Origin of the sequence: Maritalea mobilis, from assembly GCF_004363175.1 — a bacterium.
Taxonomy (GTDB): Bacteria; Pseudomonadota; Alphaproteobacteria; order Rhizobiales; family Devosiaceae; genus Maritalea; species Maritalea mobilis.
In genome coordinates this window covers 565,668-582,422 of sequence record NZ_SNYR01000002.1, presented here as the reverse complement: position 1 = coordinate 582,422, position 16,755 = coordinate 565,668, and the positions used below count along the sequence as shown (strand labels likewise).

The 16,755-nt window shown below is 53.7% G+C and carries 16 protein-coding genes; 9 read left to right on the top strand and 7 right to left on the bottom strand.

Annotation, left to right across the window (positions count from 1 at the left end):
• The first annotated feature begins 46 nt into the window (after positions 1-46).
• Genes ATL17_RS10655 through ATL17_RS10625 form a run of 7 tightly spaced genes read left to right on the top strand, consistent with a single transcriptional unit; the run spans position 47 to position 5,415 of the window.
• A complete protein-coding gene (locus ATL17_RS10655; RefSeq protein ID WP_133572778.1) occupies positions 47-1,195 on the top strand; it encodes an ABC transporter substrate-binding protein in 1,149 nt (382 codons plus the stop codon).
• A 60-nt stretch (positions 1,196-1,255) separates the two neighbouring features.
• A complete protein-coding gene (locus tag ATL17_RS10650; protein WP_133572777.1) occupies positions 1,256-2,176 on the top strand; it encodes a branched-chain amino acid ABC transporter permease in 921 nt (306 codons plus the stop codon).
• Positions 2,169-3,158 carry a branched-chain amino acid ABC transporter permease gene (locus ATL17_RS10645; protein ID WP_133572776.1) on the top strand — a complete coding sequence of 330 codons (990 nt, stop codon included), beginning with the start codon at positions 2,169-2,171 and terminating at the stop codon, positions 3,156-3,158. Before ATL17_RS10650 ends, ATL17_RS10645 begins: the two co-directional genes overlap by 8 nt.
• Entirely contained in the window at positions 3,151-3,903 is a 753-nt protein-coding gene (locus ATL17_RS10640) for an ABC transporter ATP-binding protein (protein ID WP_133572775.1), read from the top strand. Before ATL17_RS10645 ends, ATL17_RS10640 begins: the two co-directional genes overlap by 8 nt.
• On the top strand, positions 3,903-4,595 hold the full coding sequence (locus ATL17_RS10635) for an ABC transporter ATP-binding protein (RefSeq protein ID WP_208111185.1): 693 nt from the start codon (positions 3,903-3,905) through the stop codon (positions 4,593-4,595). Before ATL17_RS10640 ends, ATL17_RS10635 begins: the two co-directional genes overlap by 1 nt.
• Complete coding sequence (locus ATL17_RS10630; RefSeq protein WP_133572774.1) at positions 4,595-5,014, top strand: acyl-CoA thioesterase; 420 nt, start codon at positions 4,595-4,597, stop codon at positions 5,012-5,014. The genes ATL17_RS10635 and ATL17_RS10630 overlap by 1 nt, the downstream gene beginning before the upstream one ends.
• Positions 5,014-5,415, top strand: a complete 402-nt coding sequence (locus ATL17_RS10625; protein ID WP_133572773.1) for a RidA family protein — start codon at positions 5,014-5,016, stop codon at positions 5,413-5,415. Before ATL17_RS10630 ends, ATL17_RS10625 begins: the two co-directional genes overlap by 1 nt.
• On the opposite strand, the gene ATL17_RS10620 is transcribed toward ATL17_RS10625, so the two are convergent.
• Entirely contained in the window at positions 5,416-6,375 is a 960-nt protein-coding gene (locus tag ATL17_RS10620; RefSeq protein WP_166639003.1) for an AraC family transcriptional regulator, read from the bottom strand.
• Between the two features lie 127 nt (positions 6,376-6,502).
• On the opposite strand from ATL17_RS10620, the gene ATL17_RS10615 reads away from it, so the two are divergent.
• Entirely contained in the window at positions 6,503-7,993 is a 1,491-nt protein-coding gene (locus ATL17_RS10615; protein WP_133572771.1) for a flavin-containing monooxygenase, read from the top strand.
• A 12-nt stretch (positions 7,994-8,005) separates the two neighbouring features.
• Positions 8,006-8,449, top strand: coding sequence for a cupin domain-containing protein (locus ATL17_RS10610; RefSeq protein WP_133572770.1), 444 nt, complete (start codon positions 8,006-8,008; stop codon positions 8,447-8,449).
• Positions 8,450-8,533: 84 nt separating this feature from the next.
• On the opposite strand, the gene ATL17_RS10605 is transcribed toward ATL17_RS10610, so the two are convergent.
• The 6 genes from ATL17_RS10605 to ilvA all read right to left on the bottom strand — a co-directional run bounded on the left by ATL17_RS10605 (position 8,534) and on the right by ilvA (position 16,749).
• Positions 8,534-9,940, bottom strand: coding sequence for a TRAP transporter large permease (locus ATL17_RS10605; RefSeq protein WP_133572769.1), 1,407 nt, complete (start codon positions 9,938-9,940; stop codon positions 8,534-8,536).
• Complete coding sequence (locus tag ATL17_RS10600) at positions 9,937-10,578, bottom strand: TRAP transporter small permease subunit (RefSeq protein ID WP_133572768.1); 642 nt, start codon at positions 10,576-10,578, stop codon at positions 9,937-9,939. Before ATL17_RS10600 ends, ATL17_RS10605 begins: the two co-directional genes overlap by 4 nt.
• 68 nt (positions 10,579-10,646) lie before the next feature.
• Positions 10,647-11,648, bottom strand: coding sequence for a C4-dicarboxylate TRAP transporter substrate-binding protein (locus ATL17_RS10595; RefSeq protein WP_133572767.1), 1,002 nt, complete (start codon positions 11,646-11,648; stop codon positions 10,647-10,649).
• 738 nt (positions 11,649-12,386) lie between these two features.
• Entirely contained in the window at positions 12,387-13,733 is a 1,347-nt protein-coding gene (locus ATL17_RS10590; RefSeq protein ID WP_133572766.1) for a sigma-54-dependent transcriptional regulator, read from the bottom strand.
• Positions 13,730-15,490: a sensor histidine kinase gene (locus tag ATL17_RS10585; RefSeq protein ID WP_133572765.1), complete on the bottom strand. Its 1,761-nt coding sequence runs from the start codon at positions 15,488-15,490 to the stop codon at positions 13,730-13,732. The genes ATL17_RS10590 and ATL17_RS10585 overlap by 4 nt, the downstream gene beginning before the upstream one ends.
• Complete coding sequence (gene ilvA / locus ATL17_RS10580; RefSeq protein WP_133572764.1) at positions 15,490-16,749, bottom strand: threonine ammonia-lyase; 1,260 nt, start codon at positions 16,747-16,749, stop codon at positions 15,490-15,492. Before ilvA ends, ATL17_RS10585 begins: the two co-directional genes overlap by 1 nt.
• Between the last annotated feature and the right edge of the window lie 6 nt (positions 16,750-16,755).

Here is a 16,755-nt window from a genome sequence, read left to right as displayed (position 1 = left end):
AGTGTTGTAATCGGCGAACCTTAGGTTCGCAGTTTGGGAGGAAACTATGAAGACGCTAAAAACAATTATGGCCAGCGCAGTGGCGATGAGCTTAGCCCTTGGCGGCTCAGCCATGGCCGAAGGCGCGAAAATCGGCATGATCACAACCTTGTCCGGCGGTGGCGCTGGCTTGGGCGTGGATGTGCGCGATGGCTTTATGCTGGCGATTGAACAAGCTGGCCGCGACGATGTTGAAGTCGTGATCGAGGATGATGCGCAAAAGCCTGAATTGGCCGTGCAAATCGCCGATAAAATGATCCAATCTGAAAAAGTGGATATTTTGACGGGCATCATCTGGTCAAACTTGGCCATGGCGGTTGTGCCATCAGCCGTGGCGCAAGGCAAAATCTATGTGTCGCCAAACGCTGGTCCATCTGCTTTGGCAGGCAAGGGCTGTAACGCCAACTATTTCAACGTGGCATGGCAGAACGACAATTTGCACGAAGCCATGGGCGCTTACGCCAATGTGGCTGAATATACAAACACCTTCATTTTAGCGCCAAACTATCCGGCTGGCCAAGATGCGTTGAACGGCTTTAAGCGTGAATATCGCGGCCAATTGGCGGGTGAAGTGTTCACCAAATTGGGCGCAACTGACTATGCTGCTGAAATCGCACAAATCCGCGATTCCGGTGCAGACAGCGTGTTCTTCTTCTTGCCAGGCGGCATGGGTATTGCGTTCATGAAGCAATATGCCGCTTCTGGTGTTGATCTGCCTGTGATGGGCCCAGCCTTCTCATTCGACCAAGGCATTTTGGGCGCTGTGGGCGACGCGGCACTTGGCGTGCGCAACTCGTCACAGTGGAGCAAAGACATCGACAACGAAACCAACAATGCGTTTGTTGCTTCATTCCAAGAGAAATATGATCGCTTGCCATCGCTCTATGCCAGCCAAGGCTTTGATGCGGCAAATCTAATCCTTTCTGCGTTGGACAAAGCCGATGTGAAAGACACAGAAGCATTCAGCGCAGCCTTGAAAGAAGCTGACTTTAAGTCCACCCGCGGTGACTTCAAGTTCGGCAACAACAACCACCCCATTCAAGACATTTACGTACGTGAAGTGGTGAAAGAGGGTGACGTTTTGACCAACAAAATCTTGGGTCTGGCACTGACCGATCACCAAGATGCTTATGCGGTTGATTGCCCATTGCAATAATAACTGAGTTGCTTGGCGGGATGCTTCCATCCCGCCAACCTTCAAACCGCTGGGGAAATTATGTCCACCACTCTTTTATTTGAACAGCTCTTAAACGGCTTGCAATATGGCGTGACGCTGTTTTTGATGGCTGCTGGCCTGACGCTGGTTTTCGGCGTGATGGGGCTGATCAATTTGGCGCACGGCTCGCTTTATATGATCGGGGCATTTGCCTGTGCGGCCGTGGCTGCGGCTACAGGCTCGTTCTGGCTTGGCCTTGTGGCGTCCATCGTCGCAGCTGGTTTCGCTGGTGTCTTGATCGAGATGTTTGTGATCAGACGATTATATGATCGCGATCACCTCGACCAAGTGTTGGCTACGTTTGCACTGATCCTGATCCTTTCCGAAGGCTGCCGGATGGTGTTTGGCTCTTTCCCCCTATATTTGGATGCACCGGGCTTTTTGGCCGGTCCAGTCACCCTGTTTGGCGGTTTCCAATATTCTGCTTATCGCTTGGCGATTATCCTTGTCGGCGGTCTAGTGGCGCTGGGGCTTTATCTCCTTATCACGAAAACCCGCCTCGGCATTCGCATTCGGGCGGGCGAAGCGGATCGCGAAATGATCGCGGCGCTCGGCGTAAATATCGCCACGCTTTATACCATAGTGTTCGCCATCGGCGCTGCTTTAGCTGGCTTTGCCGGGGCGATGATGGGGGCCATCCAGTCGGTGCAAGTGGGCATGGGCGAACCCGTGCTGATCTTGGCCTTTGTGGTGATCGTGATCGGCGGTATCGGCTCGATTAAAGGCGCGCTGATCGGTTCCATCCTTGTGGGCGTGGTCGACACGCTTGGGCGTGTCACGCTGCCGGGCTTTTTCAATCTATTTATGGACACGGCAGCCGCCAACTCTGTCGGTGCGGCGCTGTCCTCCATGTCAATTTATGTGCTGATGGCGGTCATTCTGATCTTCAAGCCGGAAGGGTTGGTGAGCAACAATGCCTAATCTTTCCAGAGAAACCTTTTTGAACATTATCATCAGCCTTGGGCTGCTGGTGTTCCCCTTCATCGCCACCGCGATGGATGAACCATTCTACATTACGCTGGCAACCCGCGTGGCCATTTTGAGCCTCGCGGCGGTGGGGTTAAACCTCGCCCTTGGCACCGGCGGTTTGGTGAGCTTCGGCCATGCAGCATTCTTCGGCATTGGCGGTTATGCCATGGGCATCTTGGCCAGTCACGCGCAAACCTACACGCCTATTTTCACTTGGCCTTTCGTGATCGAAGGCACCAATCAGATGCTGATCATTTGGCTGGTGGCGATTGTGATGAGCGGCATTGCCGCCCTGTTTATCGGGCTGCTCTCCCTGCGCACATCGGGTGTTTATTTCATTATGATCACCTTGGCCTTCGCGCAAATGATCTATTATTTCATGATCTCATGGCCCACCTATGGCGGCGAGGATGGCTTGTCCATCTATGTCCGCAACCAGTTCCCGGGCGTGAATACGCTTGATCCGTCCAGCTTCTTCTATATCTGCCTTGCGCTGATGTTTGCCGGATTGGGCCTTTCGGCCATGATCAAAAACTCACGTTTTGGTGCGGCGCTACAAGCAGCGCGGCAAAATGAAGAGCGGTTGGCCGCAACAGGCATTCGCCCGTTCAACATCAAGCTCACCGCGTTTGTCATCTCCGGCATGATCACCGGCTTGGCCGGGGCGCTGATGGCGGATTTGAACCGCTTCGTGTCGCCCACCATGCTGTCTTGGCACATGTCTGGCGAGATCATGGTGCTGGTGATTTTGGGCGGCGTAGGTCGGCTATATGGTCCTGTCGTGGGCGCGCTGATCTTTATCATCTTCGAATTTATTTTCGGCGGCATGACAGAATTTTGGCAGTTCTATTTGGGCCTTGTGCTGCTCGGCGTGGTGTTGTTTGCCCGCGGTGGGGCCATTGGCCTACTGGCCGGAAAGGCACGTCATGACTGATCAAACTGTATTGCAAATCCAAAATTTGAACAAGAATTTCGGCGCGCTGAAGGCCACTGATGATGTGACGCTCGATCTAAAGAAGGGTGAAATTCACGCCCTGATCGGGCCGAACGGGGCAGGTAAATCCACTTTGATCAAACAGATCTGTGGCCAGCTTAGTTCCGACAGCGGCAAAGTGATCTTTAACGGCAAAGACTTGGCGGGCATGGACGTGGCCGACCGGGCGAAGGCCGGGCTGGGGCGCACCTTCCAAGTTTCATCATTGGTGATGGAGTTTTCCGCGTTGCGCAATGTGATGCTGGCGGTGCAATCAAAATTGGGCACCAGCTATCGCTTCTTTAAAAATGTGCGTGGCGACAACAACCTGACCGAGCCCGCAATGGCGGCGCTAAAGCGCGTTAATTTGGAAGAACGCGCACATATCATGACAGCTGAGCTGTCACACGGTGAACGGCGTCAGCTTGAAATCGCGATGGCGCTGGCGCTTGACCCCAAAGCCTTCCTGCTCGATGAGCCAATGGCAGGCATGGGACCGGAAGGCTCGAAAAAGCTAATCGGCTTTCTCGATGAACTGCGCCATGAAGCGCCGATCCTATTGATCGAACATGATATGGATGCAGTGTTCTCGCTGGCTGACCGGATTTCCGTGCTGGTCTATGGCCGGGTGATCGCCACCGGATCGGTGGAGGATATCCGCAATAACCCAGCGGTACGCGAAGCCTATTTGGGGAGTGCAGCCTAATGTCAAACATTCTGCTTTCCATCAAAGATATTGAGGTGTTTTACGGCCCGTCACAGGCACTGTTTGGTGTGTCGCTTGAAGTGAAACAGGGCGAAGTGGTAGCGCTGATGGGCCGCAACGGCATGGGCAAAACCACCACCATCCGCACCCTTTGCAAAATGTCTAAACCCGCCAAAGGCGACATCCATTTTGACGGTACATTGGTCAATAAATTGCCCAGCCACAAGGTGGCAAAATTGGGCGTGGGTCTGGTGCCGGAAGGCCGACGCTGCTTTTCCAATTTGACCGTTGAAGAAAACCTAGTGGCTGCCCAGCGTGAGGGCGAATGGACACTTGAAAAGGTCTATCAACTGTTCCCTCGGCTGGAAGAGCGCAAGCACCAATTGGCCAACACGCTTTCAGGCGGTGAACAGCAAATGCTGGCCGTTGGCCGCGCTTTGACCACCAACCCCAAATTGCTGGTGCTGGACGAAGCAACTGAAGGGCTAGCGCCCGTGATCCGCGATGAAATTTGGCGGGCGGTGAAAGAGCTGAAAGCGCAAGGGCAATCGATTTTGATCGTAGATAAGAGCCTCAGTGAATTGCTACCGTTGGCCGATCATTGTGTGATCTTGGAGCGCGGTGAAACTGTTTGGACGGGCACGCCGGACGCGCTAACGGACGATCTGGCTGATCGCTATTTGGGGGTCTGATGAGCAAAACCTTCACCATCGATCAGGACATATTGTTCCAGCATTGCGATCCAGCAGGGATTGTGTTTTACCCGCGCTTTTTCGAGATGATCAATCTCACCATCGAGCGCTGGTTCGACAAGGCGATTGGCTATTCCTTCGCGCAAATGCATGTGGCCGACCAAACGGCAGTGCCTACCGCCAGCGTGGAAGCTACGTTCAATGCGCCGGGCAAACTGGGCGAAGAATGGCAATGGCACCTCACTGTTGAACGGGTAGGCCGCACCAGCGTGAAAGTGCGCGTGTGGGGCACTCATGATGCGCAAACAAAGGTGGAAAGCACCATGACTTTGGTGCACATCACCAAATCCACTGGGCGACCCATTGAATGGTCGCCAGAGCTTAAAGATAAAATGACACTCTATTTGGAAAAAGAATAATGGCACATATTGTTGTACACCCTGAAGGATGGAAGCCCGCAAAAGGCTATGCCAATGGCATGCTTGCTGAAGGGCGCACGCTGTATGTGGGCGGTCAAATCGGCTGGACGAAAGATCAGGTTTTTGAAGCCAAAGACTTTATCGGCCAAATGGAACAGGCGCTCCGCAACATTTTGGATGTTGTGGAAGCGGCGGGCGGCAAAGCCGAACATTTGACCCGTCTCACCTGGTTCGTGACCGACAAGCAAACCTATCTGGATCACCAAAAAGAGGTGGGCGCTGCTTATCGTCGGGTGCTGGGATACCATTTTCCCGCAATGACCATGGTGGTCGTGTCGGCGCTGGTAGAAGATGAGGCGCTGATCGAAATTGAAGGCACCGCAGTGCTGCCGAATGAATAATTAGATCAATTGCTGTTTGGCGAAATTCAGCGTTTGCTGCGGGGTTTCGCCAAAGGCATCCCGATAATCCAGTGAAAATCGCCCTAAATGGCTAAAGCCTAAATCCGACGCAATTTGTGTGACGGTTTGATCGCCATGCGCCCCTTGCAACATATAATGCGCCCGGCGTAACCGCTCCAACCGCACCATTTGCATCGGCGTCACGCCATAAGTTTCTTTAAACCCATATTGCAGCGCCCGCAGCGATGCGCCAGCGGCGTGGGCCACGTCTTGCAAGCTAATGTCCGATCGATATTCGCTTTTGATATAAGCCATGGCCCGCTTGATTTGTGCGGGTGCAAGATGCACGGGCGCAGCATCAAAGAAACATTGAATGTTGCTGGGCGCCGCTTCCAACAATTGCAGCAGAAGTTCCGATAGGCCATGCGGGGCCACGCCTGCGTCTAAATCTGAAAAGATGGACCGCAATTGTTGCCGCCACGGGCCAAGCTGTTTGGCACGCATCCGCAATTTAGGATCGAACCGAATAGGGGCGTTCAGCGAACGACCGAGCATCAGCTCCGCCTGTTTACGCAGATGCTGCGCATCGATTTGCACCAGCAACATTTCGCAATCCGCGTGCCACACCATGTCCGTTTTTAAGTCTGGATTGAGGATGCTGGCAAACTCAACAGTGCTCTCAACTTCCATTTTGCCATTGGTGATGTGCGCACCACCGGCCAAAGGAATTTGGATCAAATAGAACTTTTCCAACTCACCGGGATTGATGTGCACCGCGCCACCATAGCGCATATAATTGAACGACAAACCGGGCAGGGCCACGTGGTTATGCACCGCGTCCAGCCGCGATTGCGGCGCAACAAAATCGAGCCGATGGGCGCAATATTTCTGCGCCACCATCTCCCGCGCACACTCCAATTCAGCCGATTGAAACAGCCGATATTTAGCCAGTGGCTCCATAAGGTGCCTTCCACCCGGCGGCGATATCCGCATTATTTTGCGTTTTTCGGATAGCCGCCTCCCTCTATCTGACATTTAGTTTAGGCATAAAATAATAAATGTTGCAATCGGCTTGGAGGAGGGGACGATGACAACGAAGAAAAAGGTGGCCGTAATCGGCGCTGGGGTAAGCGGACTTGTAACCGCAAAAACGTTCAAGGAAAAAGGTCACGATGTGACCATTATCGAACGCAGCCATGATTTGGGCGGCGTGTGGGAATTGTCGCGGTCCTATCCAGATGTGCAAACCCAAAGCCCCAAAGATTTATATCGCTATACCGATAAACCCATGCCGGATGATTATCCGGAATGGCCCAAGGGGCCGCAGGTGCATGCCTATCTAGATAGCTATGCCGCAGACTATAATCTGCGCGACCATATTCGCTTCAACACAAGCGTTTCAGAAATGACTCGCCGCACGGACGGGCAAAAAGGCTGGACGCTTCACTTGGTGGATCAAAACGGGGCAGAGAGCACCGAGGAATTTGATTTTGTCTCCGTCTGCACCGGGCAATTCAGCGAGAAAAATATTCTCACCCACCCTGGCCAAGAAGCATTTGAAGCGCAGGGCGGCGAGGTGATGCACTCATCTGAATATACCGACCCGTCCATCGTTGACGGCAAAAATGTCACCGTGCTGGGCTTTTCCAAATCTGCAACCGACATTGCGGTGAATGCAGTGAAAAATGGCGCAAAATCTGTGACCATAGTCTATTTGACTTCGGTGTGGCGGGTGCCCTACTTCATTGGCGGACTGATCAATTTCAAACGCATCCTTTATATCCGCAAGCAGGAGCAAATGTTCCCCAGCTGGGGGTTGAACCCAATGCAGAAGTTTGCGCATGTGATCGGCAAGCCCTTTGTGTGGGCAAATTGGCGCGCACTTGAAGCGTTGCTGACCATGCAGCTTAAGCTGAAAAAGACTGGGCTGCGGCCAGAAATCAAAATTGAGGATGAGATCAATTGCTCCGTGCCGATCGTCACCCCCGGCCTGTTCGATATGATTGCCGATGGCCGCATCAACTGCATCAAAGGCACCTTCAAAGAATATGAAGGCGACAGCGTGGTGCTAACTGGCGGCGAAAAGGTGAAAACAGACCTCGCCATTCTGGCGGTGGGCTGGAAGCTGGGCGTGCCCTATTTGCCGAAAGAATATCAGGACAAGCTAGTTGAAGAGGATGGGCAATATCGGCTTTACCGCATCATCGCCAATCCTGATTTGCCGGATATGGGCTTTGTGGGCTTCAACTCATCTTTCTGCACCGTGCTGTGCGCGGACCTCGCGGCCAACTGGCTGGTGCGCTATGCCGATGGCAAATTGGCCAAGCAGCCCACCGAACAGCAAATGAACGACAATATCGAACAGATGTTGCACTGGAAGCGGCATGAAAAACCGTCGGCCAAAGTCTATGGCGGGCTGTGTGTTGCCCCTTACCATTTCAAACATTTTGATGAATTGCTGGACGATATGGGCGCCAAAGTTCGGCGGCGCAATCCGCTGGCGGAGAACTTTACCCCGCCGGACGCCGACGCCTATCGCCGCTTTTTGGATTCAACCCCGGACTATCGGGTGAATTAGGAGGAGAAGAAAATGACATTAACACCAGGCATTACCGCCAAAGGGGAAGGCCTTGAAGGCACCAAATGGAACATTTTGGGCCAAACCTATATCCCCAAACTGCACTCGGAAAACGCCATGATCTGGCACGCACTTTTGCCGGCAGAAAGCTTTGTGCCGCCGCACATCCATCCCACACAGGATGAGTGGATCACCATGTTGGATGGCGAACTGGAACTGGCCTTTGGCGATCAAATTTTGACCGCCCGCGCGGGCGACACGGTGCGCATGCCCATGGGCATTGCCCACGGCATCACCAACAAATCCGGCAAGGATGCGAACTGCTTTTTCGGTGTGGCACCAAGCCGCAAACTCTTTGATCTGTTTGAAGCTTTGCATGATTTGGGCGACCCAGATGAAGTGGTGCGCCTGTCTGCATTGCACGAAGTGAACTTTCTCCCACCGCCATCTGAATAGGGTTTAACCTGACGCGTCTTCAACAGATGGCACAAAGAAAAAGGGCGGGGAATTTCCCCGCCCTTATGATCTCAATGAAGATGACTAGCCTAACAAAAGGCCAGGCAACCACAACACAATGCTCGGGAAAGCAATAAGCACGGCGATGGTGATTGCATCCGCGACAAAAAACGGGGTAGCACCGCGGAAAACGTCTTGCACTGAGATATCATCGCGCACCCCGGCAACGACGAAACAATTGAGCCCAATGGGCGGGGTGATCAAACACAGCTCTGCCATTTTCACCACAATGATGCCGAACCAGATGGCACAGCCCCAGCCGCTCATGCCAAAGGCACTTTCCGCAGCCGTGACATCCATGCCGCCATTGAGCGCCATCACCGCAGGAAACACCACAGGCAGGGTCAGCAGCAACATGCCAATCGCATCCATAAACATGCCTAGCACCGCATAGGCCAACAGGATCATGATGAGAATGATCATCGGATGTTGATCAAGCGAGGTGATCCAATCCGAAAACGCGCCGGGCAAATCGGCAAAGCCCAAAAAGCGCACATAGATCAACACGCCCCAAATGATGGTGAAAATCATAACCGCCAATTTGGCTGACTCGGTGAGTGCGTCTTTAAACTGCCCCCACTTCATGCCGTGGATTAGGGCCATCACGAAGATGATGAACGCACCAATCGCGCCACCCTCTGTCGGCGTGCCCCAGGCATCGCCGCCAAACGGGTTGTAGATAAAGCAAATAATGATGATCACCACCGCAAAGATCGGCAGGGCAGGGGGCAGGGCTTTAAAGCGTTCGCCCCACGTAAAGCCGCGCACTGGCGGGCCAAGATCTTTGTTGAACGTGGCCAACAGTACCACCAAGCCACCATAAATGAGGGCGGATACAGCGCCGGGCAAGAAGCCCGCAAGCAATAGAGCGCCCACATCCTGTTCTACAATAATGGCATAAATCACCAAAATGGCAGATGGCGGGATCAAGGATGCAAGCGTGCCGCCCGCGGCCACAACGCCAGCTGCAAATCGCCTGTCATAGCCGACTTTCAACATTTCAGGAATGGCAATGCGGGCGAATACTGCTGACGTGGCAACAGACGCGCCAGACACGGCGGCAAAGCCTGCCGTGGCGAAAACAGTGGCCACGCCCATGCCGCCCGGCAACCAGCCAACCCATTTCTTGGCCGCCTCAAACAGGGCTTTGGTTAGCCCCGCATAATAGGCGAGATAGCCGATCAAAATGAAGGTGGGGATCAAGGAAAGGGCCTGCGAGGACACCTTTGAGTGCGGCACTTGCCCCGCAGTTTTCGCGGCAACGCTCAAGGCCCAGAAGAACTGGTTCGGGTCATATCCCTTTTTTGACCAGAACACCCACACCAGCCCGATAACGCCAGCCATCGCAGCAGCGAATGCCACGCGCACGCCGATCAAGACCATCAGAAGCAACAGCCCCGTAACGATCAAACCAATATCAATCGTGGTCATTTGCTGTCCTCCTCAAGGCCGGAAACGCTTTCAGCTTCGCGTTGCGCTTGGGTGGCTGCATCTTCAATCAGCGGCACGGCGACAGGATTGGTCGCATCTGTTTTCACCGCGCGGCCAAAGCCCCACAATTGAATGGTAAGACGCAGGGAAAGCACAAAAAACGCAATGGGCGCCAGCAATTTGGCGGGCCAAAGCGGCAAGCCAATATCAATGGAGGAGTCGCGGCTCCACATGGGCACGCTGAAATCAAACGACCGTTGGAAATGGGCCCACGAACCCCAAAGCAGCAAAAGCGTAAGAACAAGCATCGCAAAGGTGGAAACAAACTCAGCAAGCCACAGTAGACGACCTTTGAGCTGACCAACCAAAATATCCATGCGGATATGGCCGCCCACGCGCTGAGTGTAAGCGATGCCCACAAAGGCAATCAGCGGCATGGCTTGCTCAATCCAATCCACATAGCCCGGCAAGGGGCGGTTGAAAAAGTTGCGACCGCCAACTGAAATAACGGCCATGAGCATAAGCGAGAAAATCGCCAAGCCGCCGATCAGGATCAGTATTTTTTCGATGGAAAAGAGCCGTTGATCTAAACGGCTTAAAAAGCTGTCATCCGTCAAAACGGAAGCTGTGCCCGCCATGGTGTCCTCCCCCGAAAACCAATAGCAAAAAAGAAACCGGCCACGACAAGCGTGGCCGATTGTTCAGATTAATTTGCCAATGTTGAATTGACCAAATCCAGCAATTCTTGCGCTGGCAAGCCTTTGGCGTTGTTTTCTTCAACCCAGTTTTTGGCAATATCACCAGCGGCTGAACGGAAATTGTCCAACTCTTCGTCTGTGTAGGTGATCCGCTCAATGCCACGCTCATCAAGCGCTGGGCCCCAAGCTGCCATGGTTTGGTTGTTGTAGAAATCAACATAATATTGAAGTGACTCTGGAATAGAGCTCAACAAGGCCTCGCGGTGCGCATCAGACAAGCTATTCAACGCATCGGTGTTGGCTACAACAGGGCAGTTCACAGTGCCTGGGTTCATGTTGGTGGTCCACCATTCGCCACTCTCAATTGTGCCGAAAGACATGTGCGCATGCGGTGCAAAAGACACGGCTTTCACAACACCTGAATCAAGCGCTTGGCGCACTTCGGTGGCCGACATGGAGTTTGGTACAGCGCCAATGCTTTCCATCGCCCTGCCAATGCCGCCAGTGGCGCGCACGGTCAAGCCTTCAAAATCATCCAAGCTGCGCGGCGCTTCGCCAACGCCCACAAAGTTATATTGCGGCAAAGGCGATGGCATCAGCAATGTTGCGTTCCAACGGCCCAAATCCGCTTGCGTTGCCGGGTGATTATAAACCGCCATGGATGCAGCAATTTCTTGCTCAAGCGAGGTTACGCCCAAAAATGGCAGTTCCAACACGGTGATGGATGGGTTTTTATCCGCGTGATAACCCGCACAGAACTGCGCCATTTCAAACGCGCCGATGGAGATGCCATCCAAATTTTCGCGGTTATTCGATAAGCCACCATAAGACAAGTTCAGCGTGAACTCACCATTGGTTTTTGCGCTGACCAACTCGGCCAATTTCTCAACATGTTCGGTAAATGCGCGGCGCTGACCCCAAAGGGACACATTCCACTCAACCGCAACGGCTTCGCCCACAAAGGACATGCCCAAAAGCGCAGCGATGGCTGTTTTCGTAATGGTCTTCATCTTGTTCCTCCCAAGAAAACCTAACCCAAATCTGTTTGCACAATTCGTCCCAGCCCTTGGCCGAGTCGATGCTGCCAATAGATTAGGTGGGGGCGAGAAGCTTGGGTATGAAGAAAACTGCCAATGGGAAAAGCACGGCCCTGCGGATTTCCGCAGGGCGGATTTTGTGGGCGGCGGTGGTTGCTGTGCTCAGTCTTTTTGCCGCCGTCGTTCGCTGCGCTCACTACCCCGGCATCCCCGCCAATTGGTGCACCACTTACATGCTGTGCTGGGGATCGTCACACCCTCTCACGTCATTACCGGACTTGATCCGGTAATCCATTTGCGCTGTCCTTTAATCGAAGTGCTTGAGATACATATTTAAACGAGATCACGTTTTGAAATGTGAATTGGACCCCAAGATCAAGTCTTGGGGTGACGTGTGGGAGTGAGAAGCACGGCAAAAATTAGACACTGTCCAGGGTGATGCGAGAGGTTTGGGCAAAATTAGTGCAGTAGCATTGATTAAGGCAGGCCCTTCCAACACGCCGCCGCTACATGGATTACCGGATCAAGTCCGGTAATGACGGAGGGAGATGGCGAAGGTCAATAACTCTCGATCAGACCCAAGGATAATGCGGTTGCTAGTTAACAGGCTCAGGCAAACTTTAGTAGGGAAAAAGGCGGACGAGCGCAGCGAGGACCCCGGCGTACTTTTGTGCCGCCCTGCCGAAGGCACCGATCAACCGTGAGGCAAAACTAAAGCAACTCAGATTTATCCAAGTTCAGCTTCACAATCTTCTCATTCAGCGTCCGCCGACCAATGCCGAGCGCTTCGGCGACAGCGTCCATGCGGCCTTGGTGGGTTTGGATGGCTTTGGCGATCAGGCTCCGCTCGAAGCTCGCGACAGCCTCGCGCAATGTTTCGGGCACATTGCCCATTTCATTGTCGAGCCGCATGGAGGCGCTGATGGAGCCGCCGCCGCGGCGGGCGGAAAGCACCCGCCGTTCAGCCACATTGCGCAATTCGCGCACATTGCCCGGCCAATCATGCGCCAACAGGGTAGCGATCTCTTCGGCGTCCAATTCAGGGGCTGCGGTTTCGTAAAGCGTGGCGTAATGGGCGAGGAAGTGCTGCATCAGCAGCACAATATCGTCCTTGCGCGACCGAAGGTTCGGTAGATCAATCACCACGGTGGAAAGGCGGTAATATAAATCTTCTCGGAAGCGGCCTGCGGCGATGGCATCATCCAAATTCTCATTGGAAGCCGAGACGATACGCACATCAACCGATTGCGGTTTGTCTGAACCAATAGGGGTAATTTCGCGATGCTCAATAGCGCGGAGCAGTTTGGCTTGAATGTCGGGATTGAGCGAGGCCACCTCATCCAAGAACAGCGTGCCGCCTTCGGCTTGCATAAAGGTGCCAAGACTTTCATTTTGCACACCAAACACCATGCGCTCAAAGCTGCTGGCTTCAAAGGTGGCGCAATTCATGGCGATAAAAGGTTGATCTGCCCGGTCGCTCAAATCATGAATGGCGCGGGCCACCAGTTCTTTGCCGGTGCCCGTTTCACCCGAAATCAAAACCGGGGCAGGGGTGGAACTGAAATCGATGATCTGCTCGCGCACGGTTTGCAATTGCGGTGACTGGCCGAGCAATACCCGGTCAATGCCGGAGAGCTTGGCCAATCGTTCCTGCAAGCGCTGGGTATTTTGCGTCAGGCGATGGCGCTCCGCCGCATTGTTCATGATCCGCAACAGGCGCTGTGGGTCGAACGGCTTTTCCAAAAAACTATAGGCCCCGGCGCGCATAGCCTCCACAGCCATGGGAATATCACCATGGGCAGAGATCAGCACGATTGGCGGTGTTTGTTGCTCAAGATGCAGCAACTCCAAACCCGATCCACCGGGCATCCGCACATCAGACAAAATGGCATCTGGCTGCCACTGGTTGAGCTTTTGCTCCACCTGCGTAATGCCGCTGAGCAGTTCCACGCGCCAGCCTGCTGCATCCAAAAGGTGTGAGAGCGAAAGGCGCATTTCCTTGTCATCATCGATCACAAGCGCGCGGAAGGGGCGTCTTTTTTGCTCGGCGTCGCTCATTCTGTGCTCTCTTCATCAAGGGGGGTGAGAGGCGGCACCAACACCGTGAAGGTGGCCCCGCCATGATCATTATCTTCGGCAAACAATTCGCCCGCATGTTCTTTCACAATGGACGCAGAAATGGCAAGACCAAGCCCCATACCCTCGCCAGAAGGCTTGTCAGTGCGGAATGGCTCCTGCAAATCTTCAATCTGTTGCCCCTTAAGGCCGTGGCCATTATCCGCAACAAAGATAACGACCTGACCAAGTTCCAGCGTCCAGCCAATCTCAATGCGGGGCGCATCCACATTATCCACGGCGCTGATGGCATTGCGCAGCAAATTGACCAGCACCTGCTCAAACCGGGCGCTATTGCCCAAAATCTGCGCACCGGGACTTGGGGCTTTAACCTGTAGCTCAATCTCTTTCGCCTGCACATCATGGCGCACCAAGCCCACCGCATTGTCGATGGCGCGGGAAATATCGAACGGGGATTGCTGGTCTTGCTTTGGCTGCGAGAAAAACCGCAGATCGCGGGTGATATTTTCCATGCGCCGCACCAGCGAGGAAAGGCGGGTGGCCAGACTGTCCGGCTTTTGCGTGGCGCCCATTTCCTCAATCGCAATATAATTGCGCATGGCAGAAAGGGGTTGGCCCAGTTCGTGCGTCACCGATGCAGCCAACTGGCCAAGGGCGGCCATGCGGCTGGATTTCTCTAGCTCTTTTTGAGTTTTGGCCAGCGCCTTTTCAGTGGCCTTGCGTTCTTCAATCTCGCGCAACAGGCGTTGCCGATCTTGATGTGAGGCATGGAGCGCGCGGCGCAACCGCTCAGATCGCCAAAAGATGAAGAGAATGGCCAAAAGAGCGACAGAAATGGCCGCGAGGAACACGACGAATAAGGCTCGTTCCTGCAACCCCGCGGTGCTGACGATAAAGTGCAATTGCCAAGGCTGACTTTTTACCGGAACGCGCACACCAATATGGCGTTCCCCCGCAAAATCGATTTCGTCATCGTCTAAACGTGTCCAATCCAATGGCTGCAACGCCTCTTGCCCGAATTGGCGCATATTGCGGATATCCAACAGGCGCTCTTCGCTGATGGGCAGCAATGTGCGGTAATGCCAATCGGGCTGACTGGCGAGCACAATGATTGTATCCAGATTGGTGATCAGGATTTTCTCGCCGGATGCTTGCCAAGCGGCGACCAGTTCATCCAACTCGATCTTGAGCGCAATCACGCCGATGATTTTGCCCGCCAAATTGCGCACAGGTTCTGCGACGAAAAAGCCAGGCCGTTTGGTGGTGGCGCCAATGGCAAAGAACTTGCCACGCTGGCCACTTTTTGCGGTTTGAAAATAGGGGCGAAAACTGTAATTCTCACCGATAAAATTCACAGGCTCAGCATAATTTGAGGCAGCGACCGTAAGCCCCGTCAAATCCATCACATACAGCGCTTCGGCATTGGCACGGCTGGCAAAATCGGCCAAACGGCGGTTAAGGGCGTCGCGGCTATCTGGATCAGTTAGCCCGCGCACAACCGCTGGGTCTTGCCCGACAATAAAGGGCAAGTGTTCAAGCCGATCCAAGGCGCTTTCTAATGTGGTGCGATAAAACTCGGCCCGGCCTTCAGCCCGCTCCAATTCGCTGGCCTTAAAGGTAGAAAAGGCGGCGGCATAGATCACCAGAAAGGACACGGCCAGCAAGAAAATAGCGATAAGAACCGCCGCGAGGCGACGCCGCTGATATTGCAAAGAACTGGTGGTTCCCGCAGCGAACATTAGACAATCAAGCTCGACAGAAGGTCGTTTTCAGTGATGTCTTGATAGGAAAAGCCAGCAGCGGCCATCTTATCAAACAGTGCTTGAAAATTGGCCGGATCGTTGGTTTCTATGCCCAACAGCACCGTACCAAAATTGCGCGCCGACTTTTTCAAATATTCAAATCGGGCAATATCATCGTCGGGCCCAAGCATGTTCAAAAAGTCTTTCAAGGCACCCGGGCGCTGCGGCAGGCGCAGGATGAAATATTTCTTCAGCCCGCGATAGCTCATCGCCTTTTCTTTCACTTCCGGCAGCCGTTCAAAGTCGAAATTGCCGCCAGAAACGATGCACACAATATTTTTGCCTGCAATGCGGTCGGCGGGCAAATCTTCCAACATGTCGATGGAGAGAGCACCGGCAGGCTCCAGCACCAAACCTTCAATGTTCAGCAATGAGCTGATGGTGGCGCACAAGCGATTTTCGGGCACCAAATGCACATGGTCGCTGGGCACATCTTTCAAAATGTCGAAATTCAACTCGCCAATCTGCGCAACGGCTGCGCCATCGACAAAATTATCAATCTTATCGAGCTTCAATCGTGTTTGGGTTTCAAGGCTACGCTTTAGGCTCGGCGCACCAGCAGGTTCCACAAACACAAATTCGGTGTCCGGCGCAATCTCGCGGAACAATTGCAGCAGCCCAGCGCTCAACCCGCCACCGCCGACAGGCAGGATGATCATATCTGGCGCGTTATCTTCCAACTGCTCCATAATTTCCAAGCCGATGGTGGCTTGGCCTTCAACAATATCTGCATGATCAAATGGCGGCACCAGATGCGCGACCTGTTCGGTGCAAAATTGCTGTGCGGCAGCGTAACATTGATCAAAAATATCACCCGTGAGCTTCACTTCAACAAACTCGCCACCGAAAATCTTAGTCTTGTCGATCTTTTGCCGTGGCGTGGTGACGGGCATGAAAATGGTGCCGTGCACGCCAAAATGGGCGCAGCTAAAGGCAAAGCCTTGCGCATGATTGCCCGCAGAGGCGCACACAAAGTGAGGCTTGGCTTCACCCTTATGAGCAGCAAGCGCCTTGGAAATAAAGTTAAACGCGCCGCGCAATTTGTAAGACCGGACCGGGGTCAAATCCTCGCGCTTGAGGTAAATTTCGGCACCATATTGTTGTGATAGATGCACATTGCGCTGCAGCGGCGTTGCGGGCAAAACGGGTGCCAAATTGTCTTTCGCCTGTTTAACTTGTTCTACAAAACTGCCCACGCCAAC